This window comes from Acetobacter persici (assembly GCF_018256955.1).
In the GTDB taxonomy this organism is placed as follows: Bacteria; Pseudomonadota; Alphaproteobacteria; order Acetobacterales; family Acetobacteraceae; genus Acetobacter; species Acetobacter persici.
Genome location: NZ_JAERKU010000001.1, coordinates 307,074 through 326,247, shown reverse-complemented (window position 1 = coordinate 326,247; position 19,174 = coordinate 307,074). Strand labels below are relative to the sequence as shown.

16 protein-coding genes are annotated in these 19,174 nt (G+C 61.3%); 9 read left to right on the top strand and 7 right to left on the bottom strand.

Going from position 1 to position 19,174, the window contains the following annotated elements:
• Positions 1-2: 2 nt before the first annotated feature.
• A complete protein-coding gene (locus tag JK199_RS01495; protein WP_212373291.1) occupies positions 3-1,496 on the top strand; it encodes a CoA-acylating methylmalonate-semialdehyde dehydrogenase in 1,494 nt (497 codons plus the stop codon).
• Between the two features lie 74 nt (positions 1,497-1,570).
• On the opposite strand, the gene JK199_RS01490 is transcribed toward JK199_RS01495, so the two are convergent.
• Genes JK199_RS01490 through JK199_RS01475 form a run of 4 tightly spaced genes read right to left on the bottom strand, consistent with a single transcriptional unit; the run spans position 1,571 to position 4,762 of the window.
• Positions 1,571-2,185, bottom strand: a complete 615-nt coding sequence (locus JK199_RS01490) for an energy transducer TonB (RefSeq protein ID WP_212373289.1) — start codon at positions 2,183-2,185, stop codon at positions 1,571-1,573.
• Between the two features lies 1 nt (position 2,186).
• On the bottom strand, positions 2,187-3,557 hold the full coding sequence (locus JK199_RS01485; protein WP_212373279.1) for an amidase: 1,371 nt from the start codon (positions 3,555-3,557) through the stop codon (positions 2,187-2,189).
• A 54-nt stretch (positions 3,558-3,611) separates the two neighbouring features.
• The gene (locus JK199_RS01480; protein WP_212373277.1) at positions 3,612-4,394 is read right to left on the bottom strand and encodes an exodeoxyribonuclease III; all 783 of its coding nucleotides are present in this window, start codon (positions 4,392-4,394) and stop codon (positions 3,612-3,614) included.
• Positions 4,391-4,762, bottom strand: coding sequence for a HesB/IscA family protein (locus JK199_RS01475; protein WP_077931188.1), 372 nt, complete (start codon positions 4,760-4,762; stop codon positions 4,391-4,393). Before JK199_RS01475 ends, JK199_RS01480 begins: the two co-directional genes overlap by 4 nt.
• A 159-nt stretch (positions 4,763-4,921) precedes the next feature.
• On the opposite strand from JK199_RS01475, the gene JK199_RS01470 reads away from it, so the two are divergent.
• The 8 genes from JK199_RS01470 to serS are packed head-to-tail and all read left to right on the top strand — an operon-like array spanning position 4,922 to position 13,728.
• Positions 4,922-6,115 (top strand): deoxyguanosinetriphosphate triphosphohydrolase, encoded by a 1,194-nt coding sequence (locus JK199_RS01470; RefSeq protein ID WP_212373275.1) that lies wholly within the window; start codon positions 4,922-4,924, stop codon positions 6,113-6,115.
• Between the two features lie 39 nt (positions 6,116-6,154).
• Positions 6,155-7,942, top strand: a complete 1,788-nt coding sequence (gene argS / locus JK199_RS01465) for an arginine--tRNA ligase (protein ID WP_212373273.1) — start codon at positions 6,155-6,157, stop codon at positions 7,940-7,942.
• Positions 7,942-9,012, top strand: coding sequence for an SPOR domain-containing protein (locus JK199_RS01460; RefSeq protein WP_212373266.1), 1,071 nt, complete (start codon positions 7,942-7,944; stop codon positions 9,010-9,012). Before argS ends, JK199_RS01460 begins: the two co-directional genes overlap by 1 nt.
• 11 nt (positions 9,013-9,023) lie before the next feature.
• The gene (locus JK199_RS01455; protein WP_212373264.1) at positions 9,024-9,926 is read left to right on the top strand and encodes a segregation and condensation protein A; all 903 of its coding nucleotides are present in this window, start codon (positions 9,024-9,026) and stop codon (positions 9,924-9,926) included.
• Between the two features lie 45 nt (positions 9,927-9,971).
• Positions 9,972-10,889: an SMC-Scp complex subunit ScpB gene (gene scpB, locus JK199_RS01450; protein ID WP_212373262.1), complete on the top strand. Its 918-nt coding sequence runs from the start codon at positions 9,972-9,974 to the stop codon at positions 10,887-10,889.
• Between the two features lie 35 nt (positions 10,890-10,924).
• A complete protein-coding gene (tatB, locus tag JK199_RS01445) occupies positions 10,925-11,632 on the top strand; it encodes a Sec-independent protein translocase protein TatB (RefSeq protein ID WP_212373256.1) in 708 nt (235 codons plus the stop codon).
• Entirely contained in the window at positions 11,629-12,456 is an 828-nt protein-coding gene (gene tatC, locus JK199_RS01440; protein ID WP_212373254.1) for a twin-arginine translocase subunit TatC, read from the top strand. The genes tatB and tatC overlap by 4 nt, the downstream gene beginning before the upstream one ends.
• Before the next feature lie 3 nt (positions 12,457-12,459).
• The gene (gene serS, locus JK199_RS01435) at positions 12,460-13,728 is read left to right on the top strand and encodes a serine--tRNA ligase (protein ID WP_077931194.1); all 1,269 of its coding nucleotides are present in this window, start codon (positions 12,460-12,462) and stop codon (positions 13,726-13,728) included.
• 100 nt (positions 13,729-13,828) lie between these two features.
• On the opposite strand, the gene JK199_RS01430 is transcribed toward serS, so the two are convergent.
• The 3 genes from JK199_RS01430 to JK199_RS01420 are packed head-to-tail and all read right to left on the bottom strand — an operon-like array spanning position 13,829 to position 19,174.
• The gene (locus JK199_RS01430; protein ID WP_244984797.1) at positions 13,829-15,433 is read right to left on the bottom strand and encodes a sensor histidine kinase; all 1,605 of its coding nucleotides are present in this window, start codon (positions 15,431-15,433) and stop codon (positions 13,829-13,831) included.
• A complete protein-coding gene (locus JK199_RS01425) occupies positions 15,430-16,098 on the bottom strand; it encodes a response regulator (RefSeq protein ID WP_212373247.1) in 669 nt (222 codons plus the stop codon). Before JK199_RS01425 ends, JK199_RS01430 begins: the two co-directional genes overlap by 4 nt.
• On the bottom strand, positions 16,073-19,174 hold the full coding sequence (locus JK199_RS01420) for an efflux RND transporter permease subunit (RefSeq protein WP_342356269.1): 3,102 nt from the start codon (positions 19,172-19,174) through the stop codon (positions 16,073-16,075). Before JK199_RS01420 ends, JK199_RS01425 begins: the two co-directional genes overlap by 26 nt.

The following is a 19,174-nucleotide window of genomic DNA, read 5'->3' as shown; positions in this document are numbered from 1 at the left end:
CAATGCAGACAGTGCATCACATCATCGGCGGAAAATCTGTGCCGGGAACGGGCACCCGTACTGGCGACGTCTTTAACCCTGCGACCGGCGAGGTCACTAAAAAAGTTGTTCTGGGCACACAGGATGATCTGAACACGGCAGTTGCGGCAGCCAAAGCAGCCTTTCCCGCGTGGGCGGAAACGCCCCCTCTGGCGCGTGCGCGTGTGCTGTTCCGTGCGCGGGATCTTATCGAACAGCGGATGGATGATCTTGCCGCTGTGATTACATCGGAGCACGGAAAAATCCTGTCTGATGCGAAGGGAGAAGTCACCCGCGGTCTGGAAGTTGTGGAATTTGCGACTGGCGTGCCGGAGCTTTTGAAGGGCGAATATACAGAGCAGGTCGGGCGCGGGATTGATGCCTGGACCATGCGCCAGCCTGTCGGGATTGCTGCGGGGATCACACCCTTTAACTTTCCGGTGATGGTGCCGTTATGGATGGCGCCTATGGCTCTGGCAACGGGCAACTGCTTTATTCTGAAGCCTTCCGAGCGTGATCCGTCTGCATCCGTCCTGCTGGCGGAAATTCTGAAAGAAGCTGGTCTGCCAGATGGTGTTTTTCAGGTTGTGCATGGAGATAAGGATATGGTGAACGCCATTCTGGAACATCCGGATATTGCGGCGGTCAGCTTTGTGGGGTCCACGCCGATTGCCCAGCATGTTTACGCGACAGGGACAGCGCACGGAAAACGTGTGCAGGCGCTGGGCGGCGCGAAAAACCATGCGCTTGTCATGCCGGACTGTGATCTGGATAAAACGGTCGATGCGCTGATCGGTGCGGCCTACGGCTCAGCGGGGGAGCGTTGTATGGCTATTTCCGTCGCCGTAGCAGTTGGGCCGGTTGCGGATAAACTGGTTGCCGAGCTGGAGAAAAAGGTAAAGGCCATCACCATTGGAAACGGCACGCATGACGCCAGTGAGATGGGCCCGCTTGTTACGGCACAGCATCTGGCCCGCGTGACCGGACTGGTGGAGTCCGGCGTCAGTCAGGGGGCAACACTGGTCGTGGACGGGCGCACGATAAAAGTGCAGGACCATGAAGGCGGATTTTTTATCGGGGGCTCACTTTTTGATCACGTGACGCAGGAGATGGACATTTACCGCGAAGAAATTTTCGGGCCAGTTCTGTGCGTTATGCGTGCGCCGGATTTTGATGCGGCTCTCAAGCTGATTAATGATAGCCCGTTTGGAAACGGGACTGCCATTTTCACGCGGGATGGAGACGCCGCCAGAACATTTGCACATTCTGTAAAAGCCGGAATGGTTGGGGTGAACGTGCCTATTCCTGTGCCGATGGCGTTCCACTCTTTCGGGGGCTGGAAAGACTCCCTGTTTGGAGACCACCACATGCACGGGCCGGAAGGGGTGCGTTTCTTCACCCGCATGAAAGCCGTGACGCAGCGCTGGCCAGCAGGAATTCGCTCTGGTGCGGAATTTGTCATGCCAACACATGGCTGAACCAGTGTGTCAGGCCGGGTGGAGTGTCCGGCCTGACACAGCGCATTGCCTGCCATCTTGCAGGTGAAACTGAATTAGTTATCGGTGCCGTATTTTACCGTGATCAGATGGTCGTGCTCCTTGACAGGCACACCGTTGCGGATCGGGGGGCGGTATTTTGTGTTGCGGCAATAATCGAGCGAAATATCGTCGAGTTCCGGCTTTTCACTGTGAATAATGCGGCAGTTCAGGTTGCGTCCGTCCTTGCCGATCTCCGCCTTCATAATGACGGTAGCTTCTGCATTTTTCTTTGCCGCGCGCTCGGGAGCAGCCGGGGCATTTTCAGAAATTTCGTTCGGTTCTGCCGCTTGCGCCGCCAAGGCTGGCAGAGGGATCTGTGCCGCAGAGGACACCAGAAGAAGTGCCAGTGCGGCCGGAATGGTTTTCTTCAAATCTGCCTCCCTTGAAACTGAGAGGAGGACCCTCTGATCCTCCGGTATGGGGCCATCTGCCTGAGGGGGCGTCGGCCATCTGAAACAGGGAATATCAATATTTCCACCTGTCAGGCTGCTTTTTTCTCGGTCGCGAGGCAGCCGGGGCGTGTGCAGTGGCGGTGGAGGAAGTCGCGTTTGCCATCCCACGAACGCTGGAGCGTCCATCCAGACCACCGATGCCCCAGTAAACGGCAGACGAGGCGTGATCTGAACCATCTCATTGTCTGATAGTCTCCAGTGCCTGTTCCATCCATGTCGCGACAGCAAACAGCCGCTCATCCCCCCTATGCTGCCCCATCGCCATAAGGCCGACAGGGGCCTCCCCGTGTTTGTGGCAGGGGAGGCTGATGGCGCAGCGGTCCAGAAAATTGGTGAGGGTCGGGTTGCGCAGCAGCAGGAGGTTGGTGGCGGCGTAAATCTCCTCCTCGTGCAGAGCGTCAATGCGGGGGGCGATAATGGGCACTGTTGGCATCAGGATGGCGTCATACCCGTCCAGTCTTTCGGCAGCGCGGGCGATCAGGGCATCGCGGCGTAGTCTGAGCGTGATGTAGTCGACTGCCGTCTGTTCCCTGCCGCGTAAAATACGCTTCAGAACAAACGGATCATAAAGGTCGGCGTGGTGTTCAATCAGTTTAGTATGCCATGTCAGGGATTCCGGGGCGGGAAAGCCGCCGAGCCTGTTGATATCCGGTAGAGTCTCCAGTTCCGGGAACGCAATGTCGGTCAGTGTTGCGCCCGCCTGTTCAAGCCGGTGCAAGGCTTGCTCATAGGTCCGGGCCACGGTCTCATCCATGTCTTTGGTGACGTATGTGCGCAAGACAGCCAGACGGGGTGCGCTGCTCGTGGCGGGCTCAGCGGCGTCTGTCAGCGTTACGGTCTGCCCGGACAGAGCGCGGTCGGCCATCCGGCAGCAGGAGACCGTACGGCCCAGACTTCCAATGGAATCCAGCGTGAAGGACAGTGGAACAGTGCCTGCGGTGGAAATACGGGAGGCCGTTGGTTTGTAACCCGTCAGACCGGTGAGGGCAGCAGGGATACGGCAGGACCCCCCGGTGTCACTCCCGATCCCGATTGCGGCCATACCATCCGTGACGGAAATGGCGGCCCCGGAAGACGAGCCACCGGGAATACGCCGACTGGCTCTGTCCCACGGGTTGGCGGGTGTGCCGGTATGCGGGTTAATGCCGACGCCCGAGAACGCGAACTCCGTCATGTTCGTGCGGCCAATGGAAATCAGCCCCGCTTTGCGCAGGTTGGCAATGGCCGGGGCATCCTGCGTGGCGGCAGGGGCGTTTTCCAATACGCGGGAGCCTGCTCTGGTGACAGACCCGGCTTCATCAAACAGGTCTTTAATGGACACAGGCAGGCCAGAAAGCGCGGGCACGGGTCGACCCTGCCTGCGTTGCTGATCACTCTCATCCGCCGCAGCACGGGCTGCCTCTGCGTGCACGGCGACAAAGGTGCGGGCACCTTCTCCGTGCGTGTCCGTAATGCGGTCGAGTGCCTGCTCTATCAGGTCCCGGCTGCGGAGCGTGCCTTCTGCAACAGCCTGCGCCATGGAAAGAAGGGGCTGGGGGGCTGCACTCATGGCAAACTCCGTCTTGCGTCCCGCGGAGTGCGGGTGATTTTACTTGGGGCCGGGTCAGGCTGCGGGAGCCGGGTCTTTCAGCGTCACAATCAGCGGGACATGGTCGGACGGGCGTTCCATCGCGCGCTCGTCCTTATCCGGGTGCGCATCAAGCAGCCGTTCTGCAATGCGGGGGGAGAGAAGGGCGTGGTCAATCCGCAGGCCACTGTCGCGCTGCCAGGCTCCGGCTTGATAATCCCAGAATGTATAGGCTGTGCCGGTAGGCTGGACGGCGCGCAGGGCGTCCGTCAGCCCAAGCCAGACCAGCCTGCGCCATGCGGCCCGGCTTTCCGGCCGCACAAGGGCATCATCTGGCCCCAGCGCGCCGGGAGCACAGTCTTCCGGCGTCGGGCAGACATTATAGTCTCCGGCGAGCACAAAATCCGTATCGGCATGCAGAAAGCTCTGGGCGCGACGGGCAAGGGCTTCAAAAAAAGCCAGCTTGGTTGCGTAGCCGTCCTCGCCGCCGGAGTTGCCGTTGGGCAGGTAGAGATTGCCGAGCGTCACTCCCTGTGTGCGCACTTCCACATAGCGGGCCGCGGGGTTTTCAAAACCGGGCAGATGGTCACTGGTGGTTTCAAACGCGCCCCGCACCAGTGTGGCAACCCCGTTATAGGATTTCTGGCCAACCACGGCGCACTCATATCCGGCCTCCCGAAAGATTTCGGCAGGAAACTGCGCGGTCTCGCATTTGATTTCCTGCATCATCAGCACATCAGGCGCAGTGCGCTTGAGCCAGTCCAGAATCAGGTCCTGACGCTGGCGAACGGAATTGACGTTCCAGCTTGCGATTTTCATGCGACGGAAAAGCTCGTGCCACACCCGCAGGAGGACGCCGCGTTCGGGTTGTTCACCGTAAAATGCGCGCCCATCAGTTTATCCGCAAAATCCAGTTCCGCCCCGGCCAGCAGGTCAAGGCTTACCGGGTCCACAATCACGAGCGCCTCGCCCTTGTCCAGCCTGATATCATCCGGGGCAATATCGTCCTGCCCGATCAGTCTGAACTGATACTGAAAGCCGTTGCAGCCACCAGCTTCCACGGCCACGCGCAGGGCAGCGGGGGGTGCTTTCCCTTCTGTGGAGGCAGAGGCGGTGCGTGTGGCGATAACGCGGGCAATGCGCGCGGCTGCGGCATCGGAGACGGAAAAGGGCAGGGGCTGGGTCATGGTTTCTAGATAGCGTGCGCACGCCCCGGTTTGAAGGGGCAGGGTGGAGGAACATGGTCAATTTTCATGCAATGCCCTAGTGTATAGGGCGCGATGTGCGTCCTCACAGGGGCGCAGGGCACAACCGCTCACATCAGAGCAGGCAGGACCAGAAGGCTTATGGGATTACAGGCTGCGTCACAGACATTTCTTGCCCCCTATGCCGTGCAGATGGCGCCGGGCCGGGGCCGCCGCCTGCATGCGGAGGAGGAATCGCTCACGCGTTCTCCCTGGCAGCGGGACCGGGACCGCGTGGTACATTCCTCCGGCTTCCGCCGCCTGCAATATAAAACGCAGGTCTTCATCAACCATGAAGGTGATTTTTTCCGCACCCGGCTGACCCATTCTCTGGAGGTTGCTCAGGTGGCGCGGTCCATGGCGCGGTATCTGCTGCTGGATGAGGACCTGACGGAGGCAGTCGCGCTGGCGCATGATCTGGGCCACACCCCGTTTGGCCATGCCGGGGAGGATGCCCTTGCCGCCCAGATGCAGCCCTGGGGCGGGTTTGATCACAACACGCAGGCCTTGCGGCAGGTCACTTTGCTGGAGCGCCGTTATCTGGCGTTTGATGGCCTGAATCTGACATGGGAGACGCTGGAAGGGCTGGCCAAACATAACGGCCCGGTGCGCAACCCGTCCGAGCGCCTGCGCGAGATTGATGCGCTGTGGTCGCTGAATCTGGGGACCTATGCCTCGGCCGAGGCGCAGGTGGCTGCGCTGGCGGATGATATTGCCTATCACGGGCATGATCTGGATGATGGCGTGAAGTCTGGTCTGCTCTCGCTGGATGATCTGGTGGATGTGCCGCTGGTGGGGGATGCCCTGCGGGAAGCGCGCAGGCTTGCGGCTGATCTGCCGGAGGGTACGCCGCATAAAAGGCAGCGCATCCGGCATGAAATGGTCCGGCGCGTGATCCATGCGCTGACGACGGACGTGCTGGTCTGCACCCGGAAGCGGCTGGCTGCTCTCGCGCCGCAGAGTGTGGAGGATATCCGCGCGGCGCCGGAACCCGTGGTGGCTTTCAGCCCGGCCATGGCGGACGCCAACAAGGAGATCAGAAAGTTCCTGTTTGCAAAGCTTTACCGGCACTGGCGCGTCAACCGCATGACCTACAAGGCAAAGCGTGTGACGTCCGAGCTCTTCACAATTCTGGTGGAGTCGCCCAGATTGCTGCCCGATGGCTGGCGTGAGCCTGCACTGGCGGGGGATGACGCCGGATTACGGCGGACTGTGGCCGATTATGTTGCCTCCATGACGGATCGCTACGCGATGGAAGAACATCGCCGGTTGACTGATCTGTCCATAGCAGGCTGAAAACGCGGTTCTGCCGCTTTCTTTGGGATCTTGAGTGTAATGTCAGACTGTTTGTTCCAGCGTTATCGTCACCACGTTCTGGCCGCCGTTCGGGCGATGTTGCCTGATGTGTCGGAAGAAACGCTGGCCCGTGTGGAAGTCACCCCGACGCGTGACCCCGCACATGGGGATATGGCAACCAATGCGGCTCTGCTGCTGGCCAAAGCGGCCCGCCGGAAGCCTGCCGACATTGCAACGGATCTGGTGGCTGCGCTGGAAAAGGTTGAAGGCGTTGCCCGCGTGGCGGCTGCCGGGCCAGGCTTTGTGAACATGACCCTGACCCCGGATGTGCTGCGCGCCACGCTGCCAGCCGTGCTGAACGCCGGGGAAGCCTATGGCGAGTCGCAGTCCGGCGCGGGTGTTCGGGTAAATGTGGAATATGTCTCCGCCAACCCGACCGGCCCGATGCATGTCGGCCATTGCCGCGGGGCCGTTGTGGGGGATGCGCTGGCAAACCTGATGGCCAAGGCCGGGTTTGACGTCACAAAGGAATTCTACATCAATGATGCCGGGGCGCAGGTTAAGGCGCTGGCATGGGCTGTGTACTGGCGTTACCTGCAGGCGCTCGGGACGACGGTGACGGAAGAGGCGTTTGACGCCCTGACCCCCACCGGCCTGCAATATCGCGGTGAGTATCTGATCCCGGTCGGGGAAGCGCTGATGGCCCAGTATGGGGACAATCTGGCGGAACCCGGCGCAAACCCGGCCCCGGAACTGACATGGCTGGACACCGTGCGGGACTTTGCCGTGGCGCAGATGCTGCTGGCGATTAAAGATGATCTGGCGGCCCTTGGAGTGCATCAGAACGTCTTTACGTCTGAAGCGCGGGTTCTGCGGGATGGTGTGACGGATGCGGCCATCGCCACGCTGGAAAAACAGGGTCTGCTGTATGAGGGCGTGCTGGAGCCGCCCAAAGGCAAGCTGCCGGATGACTGGGAAGAGCGTGAGCAGCTCCTGTTCCGCTCCACCCAGTTTGGGGATGATGTGGACCGCCCGATGCGTAAGTCGGACGGCACCAATACCTATTTCGCCAATGATATTGGCTACCATGCGGACAAGGTGGCCCGTGGTGCGCAGATGATGGTGGACGTCTGGGGTGCGGACCATGGTGGGTACGTCAAACGCATGAAGGCCGCCGTGCGCGCCGTGACGAACGATACCGTGCCGCTGGAAGTCGTGCTCTGCCAGATTGTGCATATTCTGCGGGATGGCCAGCCGGTCAAAATGTCTAAACGCGCCGGCACATTTGTCACGCTGCGGGACCTGATTGATGAAGTGGGCAAGGATGCCGTGCGCTTCACCATGCTGACCCGCAAAAGCGATGCGCAGATGGAGTTCGATCTGGATCTGGTGGTGGCGCAGAAGCGCGATAACCCGGTCTTTTACGTGCAGTATGCGCATGCGCGCTGCCGCTCCGTGCTGCGGGCTGCGCAGGAAGAAGGCACATATGGCGCGGTCACGCCGGAGGCTCTTGCCGCCGTGCCGCTGGATTGCCTGAATTCTGATGCAGAAATGGCGCTGGTCCGCCGGATGGCGGAATGGCCGCGTCTGGTTGAATCCGCAGCCCTTGCGCGGGAACCGCACCGCGTGGCCTTCTATCTGGCGGATCTGGCGGGTGATTTCCACGCGCTATGGAACCGTGGGCGGGATGATGCGTCTTTGCGCTTCCTCCAGCCTGATGCGCCGGACGCCACCCGGGCGCGGCTGGCGCTGGTTGCAGCAACCGCAACCGTTATCCGGTCCGGACTGGCTGTCATGGGCGTCGAGCCTGTGGAGGAGATGCGTTAATGAGTGAAAACGACAAAGGGACTTTTGACGAGCGGATCAACCGTGCGCGGGAACGCATGAGCACGGATTATGATGCCTCTCCGCCACGCCGTCCGGCCGCACCCGCAGGGAGCGCGGGCGGGAGCGTGATTTCCCAGTTTCTGAGCAGCGATACCGGGACCCGCAGACTGGTTTACGGGGCTGCTGGTCTCGGCGGCCTGCTGGTGCTTGGCATTGGCGGCTGGGCGCTGATGGGCCACCATCAGAGCGGCATCCCGGTTCTGGGGCCGCCGCCGGTTTCCATGAAGACCAAACCGGTTGATCCGGGTGGGATGCAGGTTGATGGCCTGAGCACGCCGGACGCGGATGACGGGCAGGCGCACCCGGTGCCAGCACCGGAAAAGCCTAATCCGGGGGCGCTGGCCGCGCAGTATGGCCAGCAGGCCGCCAAAACGGATGCAACTGACGGCGCTGCGGCGGGCAGTCCTGCTTCTGCGGATCAGGCGAAAGCGCCTGCCTCAGCGCCAGAGGGCACGGCTCCGGCCGGGGATGCTTCCGCATCGGCTGCTCCGGCCGCCCCCGGGGCTGCGGCACAGGCGGATGCGCCTCAGCAGCCTGAAAGCCTGCCGGACTCCAGTGCTGGTGTTGCGGATGACTCTGCGGCGGGCGATACGGCAGCCAGTGTCCCGGCTCCCACCGCGCCGGTGCCTGCCAAAATCCCGCCAAAGGCCGTCGCGAAAAAGACGGCTCCGGCAGAGGATGCCGATGCTGCACGGAAACCGGAAGAAAGTCGCCCGGCCGCAAGTGCGGCCCCTGCGGCTGCGCCGGTATCGCCTGCTGCCACAGGGGGCAAATTCCGTGTTCAGTTAGCTGCCCTTCAGAGTGAAGCGCAGGCGCAGCAGGAGTGGAGCCGCCTTAAAACGCACTATTCAACCCTGTTTGCGGACCGTACTCCGGTGATTGAGAAGGTGCAGCGCGATAATGCAATCTTCTACCGTCTGCGGGTTGGTGGTTTTGCGTCCGTGGCGGAAACGCGGAGCTTCTGTAGTGCCGTGCGGGAACGCGGGCTGGGCTGCACTCAGGTCCATTAAGGGCAGACAGAATGGATGCCCCGCAGCCGCCGGACAGCGCGCCAGAGCTAGAAACATTGGAGCCTCTGCCTGATCAGGCAGGGGCTTTGAATGGGTCTGCCCCGGTTACGGCGGAGGGCGGGGTGCCGCGTGTGCCCTTGCTGTCACTGGACGGGTTTGAAGGTCCGCTTGATCTGCTGCTTGATCTGGCGCGGGCACAGAAGGTTGACCTCTCCCGTATTTCCATCCTGCAACTGGTGGAACAATATCTGGCGGTTGTAGAGTCTGTCCGCAAAGTGCGGCTGGAACTGGCTGCGGACTGGCTGGTGATGGCGGCCTGGCTGGCCTGGCTGAAATCCCGCCTGCTTCTGCCCGCGGAAGATGATCTGGCGGCGGAAGGGGAAGATGCTGCCGAACTGTTGCAGGAACGGCTGATTGAACTGGCCTGCATGACGGAACTGGCCCGCTGGCTGGAAACGCGGCCGCGTCTGGGCCGGGATGTTTTTGCCCGTGGCGAGGGCGAAACCCTGATTGAAATTGACCGCTCCGGTCTGGCGCTTGATATGCCGCAACTGATGCGCGCCTATATGGCGGCGATGCGGCGCATAGCCCGGAAGCGGATTTACGCCCCGCGCACTATCCGGTTCTGGACCGTGCAGGATGCGCTCTCCCGCCTGACCCGCCTGCTGGGGAAAACGCCGCCGGGCTGGAACAGTCTGGATGCGTTTCTGCCCGAGCAGTTGCCGGAAGAAGGGGTGGGGGAGGAAGCCATGCGCCAGCGCCGGGCAGCCGTTGCCGGCACCCTGATTGCCGGGCTGGAACTGGCAAAAAGTGGGCGGCTGGAGTTCCGGCAGGATGAAACATTCGGCAAAATTCTTCTGCGCCCGCAGGAGGTGCAGGACGATGTGCCGGAGGATGAGACGCATGATGCCTGAACAGCGGCCCGGTTATGACGCGCGGAACACAGGCAGGGAGACCCGATGAGCGAAGAACCAGCGCAGATTCCGCACGCCATCCAGTCCGGGAAGGATGAAGACGGGATTGTGGCCGCTTTGTCTGGCACTGTGCCGGATGATGCCGGAGGGGCCGTTGCTGTTCCGGAGGATGCTGTGCGTCTGGCGGAGGCTCTGATTTTTGCAGGCACCGAGCCTGTCAGTCTGCGGCGTCTGGCGGAGTTGCTGGAACTGCGTCAGCTTGTGCCGGACGGAGTGGAGGATCTGGGCGCGTTTGTCGCCTCTGTGATGGCGGCACTTGTCGCGCAGTATGAGGGGCGTGGCGTGCAGCCGGTTGAGGTGGCGGGAGGCTGGCAGTTTCGCACCGCGCCAGATCTGGCCCCGGCCCTGACGCGCGTGCTGGAAAAGCCGCGTCGCCTGCCGCGCGCCGTTATGGAAACGCTGGCCATTATTGCCTATCACCAGCCTTGTACACGTGTGGAAATTGAAGAAATTCGCGGTGTCAGCCTTGGCCAGACGGTGCTGGATACGCTGATTGAGGCATCGCTGGTTGCCCCGCGCGGGCGCAAGGAAGTGCCGGGCCGCCCGGTGTTATGGGGCACAACGCCCGATTTCCTGCGGCATTTTGGCCTGCGGGCGCTGTCAGATCTGCCCCGGCGTGAAGAATTGCTGGTAGACGTGCCGGATACCCTGACTTCCGCCAGTAAATCCGCACCGGCTGTGGCACAGGATCAGGAGGGCGACGCATCTGATGAGGGCAACGTGCAGGACGAGGCAGAAGGCGTTCAGGGCGAAGCATATATGGATGTCACGCCTGCGGAACAGGCAGTGACCATTGCTGAGGCAGCTCCGGAAGCGGATGTAGAGCCCGCGCCTGAGGAGGGAACTCCCGGACAACAGGCAGATGCCCCCGCTGCAACGGTTTCCGAGCCGGAGCGGTCGTGATAGATCTGCGTCCATGCTGAAGGGTAGTCCTGCGGATGTTTGATTTTGCCTGGTCGGAAATTGCGCTGATAGGGGCGGTGGCGCTGGTCGTCATTGGTCCGAAGGACCTGCCTGTGGCCATCCGGGGTCTGGCGGGCTTTGTCAAAAAAGCGCGCAAAATGGCCAGCGAGTTCCAGTCCCACGTCGATGAAATGGTGCGTGAGGCGGACCTGACGGAAGTGCGGGACCATGTGCGCGACCTGCGCAACCTGAACGTGCGTGGCCGTATCATGAAAGCCATTGATGGTGATGGCACACTGGCACGGTCTTTTGAGGAACCATCAGGCATCCGCCCCGCAGGCCCGCGTGCGCTGGATACGCCGCCGCGCCCCGCAGGCCTGTCCGGGGGGGCAGGGGGTTCAACCGCCATGCTGGAAGAACGGAGCGTCGGCCTGCCCAGTCTGCCGCCTACAGCGGTGAGCAGCCACGCGCTGGATGACCTGAATCCGCTGGTGGAAGATGAAGTGGTGGACGCCCCGGCGGAACTGCCGCCGCACCATGTGCGCCGCATTATCAAGGAACGTGAGCGGCTTTTCCCGCCCGCCATCCTGCCCCCTGTCCGGCTGATGCACGGACAGCGCCGGGTGGCTCCGGGGCCAGCGGTGCCGGGCCAGCAGGCAGGAAGCCTGCCCGCCGGAAGCCCGCCCGCAGGCGATTATCCCGGAGAGGCTGATGCGGGTATGGGAGCCGGACGCGGGCTATGAAGGAGAACGAACCCCTGCAGCAGGATCCGATTCACGATCAGCCGATGCCGCTGATTGACCATCTGCTTGAACTGCGCCGCCGGCTTTTATGGTCTGGTGCGGCCTTTCTGGTGTGTTTTGCGCTCTGTTACCATTTTGCGGGTGATATTTACCTCTTTCTGGCGCGGCCGCTGGGCGAGATCATGCGGCAGCAGGGAGAGCAGCCGCATCTGATTTACACCGCTCTTTATGAGGCCTTTTTCACCTATATCCGCGTGGCATTTTTTGGGGCGGCCTTCATGTCCTTCCCCATTATCGCCATTCAGGCATGGATTTTTATTGCTCCCGGTTTGTATCGGTCAGAAAAGCGGGCGTTTGCCCCGTTTCTGATTGCAACGCCCATCCTGTTTCTGCTTGGCGCGGCGCTGGCTTATTACTTCATTTTCCCCATTGCATGGCGGTTCTTCCTGTCTTTCCAGACGCCGGGCAGTTCTGGCGGGGTGCAGATTGAGCTGCAGGCCAAAGTGTCTGAATATCTCTCACTCGTCATGAAGCTGATCATGGCGTTTGGTGTTGCGTTTGAGCTGCCTGTGGTGCTCACCCTGCTGGCACGGGTAGGGATTGTAACCGCGGATATGCTCAGGCGCTTCCGCCGGTATGCCATTGTGGGGGCGTTTGTGATTGCCGCCATTCTGATGCCGCCGGATGTGATTACTCAGGTCGGGCTGGCGGTGCCGCTCGTCCTTCTTTACGAAATTTCCATTCTGGCAGCCCGGCTTGTTGAACCAAAAACAAAGCCGGACCCGCTGTCTGAAGAGACCACTCCAGAGCAAGAGGCTTCCTGACCCATGCATGATATCCGCGCGCTGCGCGCAGACCCTGCCGCTTTTGATGCCGATCTCGCCCGCCGCGGGATTGCCCCTGTCGCGCAGAAGCTTGTCTCATGGGATGAAGAACGGCGTCTGGCCCTGACGGCCCTGCAGGAAAAGCAGGCCCGCCGGAAAGCGCTGGCGCGGGAAATTGGCGCGCTGAAACGCACTGGCGAGGATAGCAGCGCGCTGGAAGCTGAAGCCATTACCCTGCGTTCTGACATGGAACATCTGGAACTGCGGGTGGCGGATCTGGAAGGTCAGAGCAATGAGGTTCTGGCCAGCCTGCCCAACCGGCTTGACCCCTCCGTGCCGGAAGGCCCGGATGAAACAGCCAACGTGATCCAGCATGTCTGGGGCACGCCGCCGGACTTCAGCTTTACGGCCCGCCAGCATTTTGAACTGGGGGAAGCCCTTGGGCTGATGGATTTCGGCACGGCCTCCAAACTCTCCGGTGCTCGCTTTGTGGTGCTGCGTGGGGCGCTGGCCCGTCTGGCGCGTGCGCTGGGGCAGTTCATGCTGGACCAGCACACGGATGAAAACGGCTATGAGGAAACTCAGGTGCCCGTGCTGGTGAATGATGCCGCCATGTACGGCACGGACAAGCTGCCAAAATTTGCGGATCAGTCTTTCCGCACGGAAGATGGTCGCTGGCTGATCCCCACGGCGGAAGTGCCGCTGACGGCCTCTGTTGCCGGGGACATTCTGGACGCCGCCACCCTGCCGCGCCGGATGACGGCACTCAGCCAGTGCTTCCGGAGTGAGGCCGGTTCTGCCGGGCGGGACGTGCGCGGGATGCTGCGTCAGCATCAGTTTGAAAAAGTGGAAATGGTTTCCGTCACTACGCCGGAAGAGAGTGAAGCCGAACATGAGCGCATGACGCGCTGTGCGGAAAGTATTCTGGAAAAGCTGGGTGTGGCCTATCGCCGGGTGCTGCTCTGTGCAGGGGATACCGGGTTTGGCGCAGCCAAGACGTTTGACCTTGAGGCATGGCTGCCGGGGCAGGCCGCATGGCGTGAAATTTCGTCCTGCTCCAACACGCGGGACTTTCAGGCCCGCCGCATGAATGCCCGTTTCCGCCCGCAGGGTGGTGGGGCACCGGTGTTTGTGCATACGCTGAATGGCTCTGGTCTGGCTGTCGGACGCACGCTGATTGCCGTGATGGAAAACGGCCAGAATGAAGATGGCTCCATTACGGTGCCGGAGGTTCTGCGGCCTTATATGGGTGGCCTCGCAAAAATCGGCTAACCCGCCCGGTTGAACCTTAGGTTTTCTGAATTTTCTGACGCCGTGCTTTGTGAGGCCTGTTTAGCCTTTGCGGAGCACGGCGTTCTGTTGTCTGACTCTTTCAGAGGCGGCCAGCGGCTTTCTGAAACGTCAGTTGCACCATAAATCCGGTATTCTGCCCCGGGATGGGGGAGAACAGATCCATACGGATTGCCATTTGTCGGGCGATGGTGCGCGCAATGGCCAGCCCCAGACCGCTGCCCTCCGTGCTGGCATTGCCGCGCACAAATGGGTCTGTCAGCCGGTTGAGCAGATCCGGGGCGAGCGGCGCGCAGAGATTCTGGATTGTCACGCAGGCACCGTGTTCAAACACCGCAGCCTGACCGGAGGGGACAGGGCCTTCTGCATGGCAGCAGGGCGGGAGGGCCGCTGTGGCCGTAACATGCACCTGTACGGCAGAGCCTTGCGGACTATAACGGAGGGCATTCTCCAGAAGATTACGCAGTAAAATCCCCGCGGCATCCAGATCGCCCAGTACATCCAGCGTGTTCAGAGCGCCCGTTTCAATCACAATACGCGGGGAGGCATGGTCTGGCCGGTCCAGTTCGTCCGCCACAACATGCAGGACAGGCAGCAGGTCAAACAGATCGCGCCGTAAGGCCGTGCCAGCCACCGCGCGGGAGAGTTGCAGGAGCTTTTCCACTGTCCGGCTCAGTCGGTGGATCTGGCTGATCAGCGTATCCAGCCGCTGGGTGGTATCTGCTGTGTTTGCTGGGCCGGGCGTGTTGTCGGGGGTGGCGTTTGTATGTTCTGCCGCTGCGGATGCAGGGGATGTGTCTTGTGCCGCAGCGCGCAGCATCTGGGCTTGCGCCAGCAAAGCGGCAATCGGGTTGCGGAGTTCATGCGCGGCATTGGCGGCAAAGGCGCGTTCCGCAGAAAGGGCTTTTTGCAAACGCTCCAGAAGGGAGTTCACCGCGACCTGAATGGCGGACAGTTCAACCGGTAATGCCAGTTCTGGCACAGGGGTAAGGTTGCCGCTGCCACGTTCACGAATTTCATCCTGCAACCGCACAAGAGGGCGCAGCCCACGCCGTACAATCCAGATCACCAGCAGCCAGATACAGGGCACAGAACCGATAATGGGCACCACGGCAATCAGAATGGCGCGGTGCGTGGCCTGTGTGCGGTGCAGGCGTGGCTCCCCCACCAGAATAAACCGGTCGGTCTGCGCAGCCGGGGTCACATACACCCGGAACTGTGGGAGCATGTAAAACCCGCCCGATAGCGGAACGCCAAACCGCTGTGCAGGCGCATTGGAGGACCGCAGCAGAACATGTCCCGCCGTATCGGTAATCTGGTAAGCCAGAGACGTTGGTTTAATATCGGACAGATGCGCAACATCCTGCCCCGGTGCCTGCTGTTTGAGGGCCAGCACTGCAAATTGTAGCCGCTCCCCCACTTCCTGCAGGGAGTCATCCAGCCGTTCGGTAATTTCATATTTTGTAAAACCGGCTGTCATGAGCGTGACAATGGCAAGGCAGCCCACCACCACGCCTGTCACACCCCGGATCAGCCGTGTTGCCAGCCGCCATGGGCGCGCAGGTTTGCCCGCAGAGGCAGGCAGGGTGTGCGGGTCCGGGGCTTCTGATGTGCTCATAGAAGAGCGTAACTCTCCGGCCATGGGTGTGGGATGGTGCGCAGGGGTGGGTGGAGGTGCGGATGTCATGCGCTGGCGGGTTGTTCAAGGCAGTAGCCACGGCCGCGCACCGTGCGGATAATGTCTGCGCCGAGTTTTTTACGCACGCGGCTGACAAAAACTTCTATGGTGTTACTGCCAATTTCTTCTTCAAGATTATAAAGCGCATCTTCTATCCGCTCACGTGAGCAGATGGCGCCTGGCCTGCGCGCCAGCAGTTCCACCAGTGCCCATTCCCGCGCGGTCAGATCAATGGCCTGTCCGTCCCGCGTCAGGCGGGAGCGTTCAAGATCAATCTCGATATCGCCGACTTTCAGGCGATTATCCACCAGTGGCCGATAGCGGCGGCCGACGGCGGTAATGCGGGCAACCAGTTCATCCAGATCATAGGGTTTTGCCAGATAATCATCCGCCCCTTCAGAAAGTCCGGCAATACGGTCACTCACCTGATCTTCCGCCGTGGTAATCAGCACAGCCAGCGGGGAGGATGTCTGGCGGATTTCCCGTAGTAAAGTTCGCCCGCTGCCGTCTGGTAGCCCAAGGTCCAGCAGCAGTACATCATACTGTACGGCTACCAGAGCGGCGCGTGCATCTTCCAGCGTGGTAAACCAGTCTACCGTGTGGCCTGCCTGCCGCACCCGTTCCTGCACGGCTGCGCCCAGATGGGGCTCATCTTCCACAATCAGGATGCGCATAGGGGCTGGTATCCTCTTCCGGGCGGCTTTTGTCCTTCATAAAACGCGCATAGAGCAGAGGCAAAACAAACAAGGTCAGCAGGGTGGAGGTCACCAGCCCGCCAATCACCACACTGGCCAGAGGGCGTTCCACTTCCGCCCCGGCAGAGGCGGAAAAGGCCATGGGAAAAAAGCCTAGACTGGCGACAAGCGCTGTGGCCATCACCGGGCGGAAGCGTTCTCTGGCGGCTGTAAATCCGGCGCGGGCCGCGCCAGCGCCCCGGCGGCGGATCTGCTCCGCCGTGCTGACAAGCACCACGCCATTCAGCACCGCCACGCCAAACAGCGCAATAAACCCGATCCCTGCGGAAATGCTGAAAGGTAGTCCGCGCAGCACGAGCGCAAAAATGCCGCCAGAGGCCGCCAGTGGCAGATTGCAGAACACCAGAAGCGCCAGCCTGACGGTGCCAAGGGCCGCAACCAGCAGCAGGAAAATAAGGGTCAGGGCAATGGGCACGACAAGAGCCAGCCTTTTTGAGGCAGACTGAAGGTTTTTAAACTGCCCGTCCCAGCGCAGGGTATAGCCGTGCGGAAGCGGGACGGTGCGCTGCACGGTCTTTTGTGCGTCTGCCACAAAAGATGCCAGATCCCGCCCGCGCACATTGGCCTGTATGACAACACGCCGCCGGATATCATCGCGGCTGATACGCGGTGGCCCGTCCTGCTGGCGAATATCCGCAACCTGAGAGAGCAGCACCGTCCCGCGCCCGTCTGCCTGCGGAACCCGCAGCGTCGCGAGTGCGCTCAGGGAGCCAGTCCATGCCGGGTCTAGCTGGGCCTGCGTAGCGATAAGAGCGTTTTCCGCCGTCACGGGGCGACCGATATGCCCGCCGATAGCTTCCACCATATCCAGAATATCCTGCACACGGACATTCAGGCGGCCAGCATTTTCCCGGTTGACGTCGATATGCACAAACGGCACTGCGCCTTCATCTTCCGCCATGACATCCGCCGCACCGCGCACAGTGTTAAGCGCTTTGACAACCTGTTCCCCAAGGCGGGTGAGGGTTGGCAGATCATCCCCGAAAATGGAGATGGCAATGGGAGTGCGCACGCCGGAGAGCAGATCATCCATGCGCATCTGTACGGGCTGGCTCCAGGAATACAGAGCATCGGGCAGGTTTTTTTGTAAAGAAGCATTCAGCGCCGTAACCAGTTCGGCCTGTGAGCGTCCGGTCATGGGCTGTCTGAGCAGAATGAAGCTGTCAGTTTCATTCTGGCCCATAGGGTCCGTCGGGATGGCGGCGGTGCCGGTATTGCTGACAACAGTTTCCACCTCCGGAAAACTTTTAATCAGTTTTTCCTGCTGCTGCACGGTATGCAGCACGGTGCTCAGGGAGGCAGAGGGCAGGCGCATGGCGTGTAGCGCCAGAGCACCTTCCTCCAGTTGCGGCACAAATTCGCTGCCCAGTGTCATGGCCAGCCCGGCGGCCAGCAGGCAGATGGCCAGACTGCTGCCAATCAGGAGCTTCGGCCTACGGGCACAGAGGGAGAAGAGGGGCTGATAGTGCCTGCGCAGCCATGCCATCAGCCGCGTTTCATGCGGAACATGGGCTGTCCGCAGAACGGACACGCACAGGACTGGAATCCACACCACGCAGTACAGCAGGGAGGCCGCCAGCGCCATAATGACGGTCTGCGCCATGGGGCGGAACATCCGGCCTTCAATACCCTCCAGTGTCAGCACTGGCAGATAGACCATGATGATAACAAGAATGGCGAAACTGACTGGCCGCATCACCTGCTCTGCGGAAGAGCGGACCAGTGCGCCAAACGGCGCATCAGGTTCCCGCAGGCGGCGGCTGAGGACGTGCTCGACCACCACCAGTGAGCTATCCACAATCATGCCGAAATCAATCGCGCCCAGACTGAGCAGATTGGCAGAAATGCCAAATACCCGCATGCCCGTCATGGCGCAGACCAGTGCAAACGGGATAACGGACGCAATAAGCAGGGAGGCCCGCAGATTGCCAATCACCGCCAGCAGAACTGCGACGACAAGTGCCGCGCCGATCAGCAGATTTTCACGCACCGTGGCAATGGTGCGGCTGGTCAGCATTGCACGGTTATAAAAAGGGTCGAGTGTGACGCCCTTTGGCAGGGACTGCGTGATAGCGGGCAGGGCGGCCCGGATGCCTGCCAGCGTGGCATCGGAACTGGCACCTTTTTCCATCATCACCACGCCGGTCACAATTTCTCCGCCACCATCACGGGTGACGGCACCCAGACGGGTGCGTGGCCCGGTGCTGATGCGGCCCAGATCCCGCAGGCGGATGGCTGTGCCTCCCGGCCCGGTTTTGGCGGTAATGGCCCCAAAATCGTGCAGGGACCGTAAAAGGCCGCGCCCGGCCACCACCTGCTGTTCGGCATGGTGCTCAATCCAGCCGCCACCGGCTGCGGCGTTACTGGCATCAATAGCGCGGTACACATCCCCTACGGACAGGCCATAGGCCAGCAGGCGAGTGGGGTCGAGCGTGATCTTCCAGGTTTCTTCAGCGCCGCCGCCAATATTGACCTCCGCCACACCCGGCACAAGTTTGAGCTGCGGGGCGACCGTCCAGTTCATCAGGCGGTTAAGCTCCATGAGCGATACGCCGGGCCCTTTAAGCTGAAACTGGAAAATCTCGCCCATGCCGGTTGTCAGGGGCCCCATGTTCAGAGTGACGCCGGGAATGCTCAGCATGGCACGCGCCTGCGCCATGCGTTCGGTCACGCGGGTGCGGTCCAGATTGATATCGGACGTGTCCTGAAACTGGATATAAACCACCGAAACCCCGGAGCGGGAGACGGAGCGCAGGTCTTTTACACCCGGAATACCTGCCATGCTGCTTTCCACTGGAAAAGTAATCAGCTTTTCTACTTCTTCCGTCGCCAGACCGGGGGCAACGGCAGAAACAAGCACCTGCTGGGGGGAAATATCCGGCACGGCCTCCACCGGCAGACCGGACAGAACAAGACAGCCGCCCGCCATGAGCAGGACCAGAGAGGCCAGAAGCAGAAAGCGGGCCTGATTGAGTTTTTCAAAAATGCTGCGCAC

Bases quoted from the DNA above. Each gene is read 5' to 3' on its own strand.
- JK199_RS01495 (WP_212373291.1), top strand. From the start codon at position 3: ATGCAGACAGTGCATCACATCATCGGCGGAAAATCTGTGCCGGGAACG.
- JK199_RS01490 (WP_212373289.1), bottom strand. From the start codon at position 2,185: ATGGTTCAGATCACGCCTCGTCTGCCGTTTACTGGGGCATCGGTGGTC.
- JK199_RS01485 (WP_212373279.1), bottom strand. From the start codon at position 3,557: ATGAGTGCAGCCCCCCAGCCCCTTCTTTCCATGGCGCAGGCTGTTGCA.
- JK199_RS01480 (WP_212373277.1), bottom strand. From the start codon at position 4,394: ATGAAAATCGCAAGCTGGAACGTCAATTCCGTTCGCCAGCGTCAGGAC.
- JK199_RS01475 (WP_077931188.1), bottom strand. From the start codon at position 4,762: ATGACCCAGCCCCTGCCCTTTTCCGTCTCCGATGCCGCAGCCGCGCGC.
- JK199_RS01470 (WP_212373275.1), top strand. From the start codon at position 4,922: ATGGGATTACAGGCTGCGTCACAGACATTTCTTGCCCCCTATGCCGTG.
- argS (WP_212373273.1), top strand. From the start codon at position 6,155: ATGTCAGACTGTTTGTTCCAGCGTTATCGTCACCACGTTCTGGCCGCC.
- JK199_RS01460 (WP_212373266.1), top strand. From the start codon at position 7,942: ATGAGTGAAAACGACAAAGGGACTTTTGACGAGCGGATCAACCGTGCG.
- JK199_RS01455 (WP_212373264.1), top strand. From the start codon at position 9,024: ATGGATGCCCCGCAGCCGCCGGACAGCGCGCCAGAGCTAGAAACATTG.
- scpB (WP_212373262.1), top strand. From the start codon at position 9,972: ATGAGCGAAGAACCAGCGCAGATTCCGCACGCCATCCAGTCCGGGAAG.
- tatB (WP_212373256.1), top strand. From the start codon at position 10,925: ATGTTTGATTTTGCCTGGTCGGAAATTGCGCTGATAGGGGCGGTGGCG.
- tatC (WP_212373254.1), top strand. From the start codon at position 11,629: ATGAAGGAGAACGAACCCCTGCAGCAGGATCCGATTCACGATCAGCCG.
- serS (WP_077931194.1), top strand. From the start codon at position 12,460: ATGCATGATATCCGCGCGCTGCGCGCAGACCCTGCCGCTTTTGATGCC.
- JK199_RS01430 (WP_244984797.1), bottom strand. From the start codon at position 15,433: ATGACATCCGCACCTCCACCCACCCCTGCGCACCATCCCACACCCATG.
- JK199_RS01425 (WP_212373247.1), bottom strand. From the start codon at position 16,098: ATGCGCATCCTGATTGTGGAAGATGAGCCCCATCTGGGCGCAGCCGTG.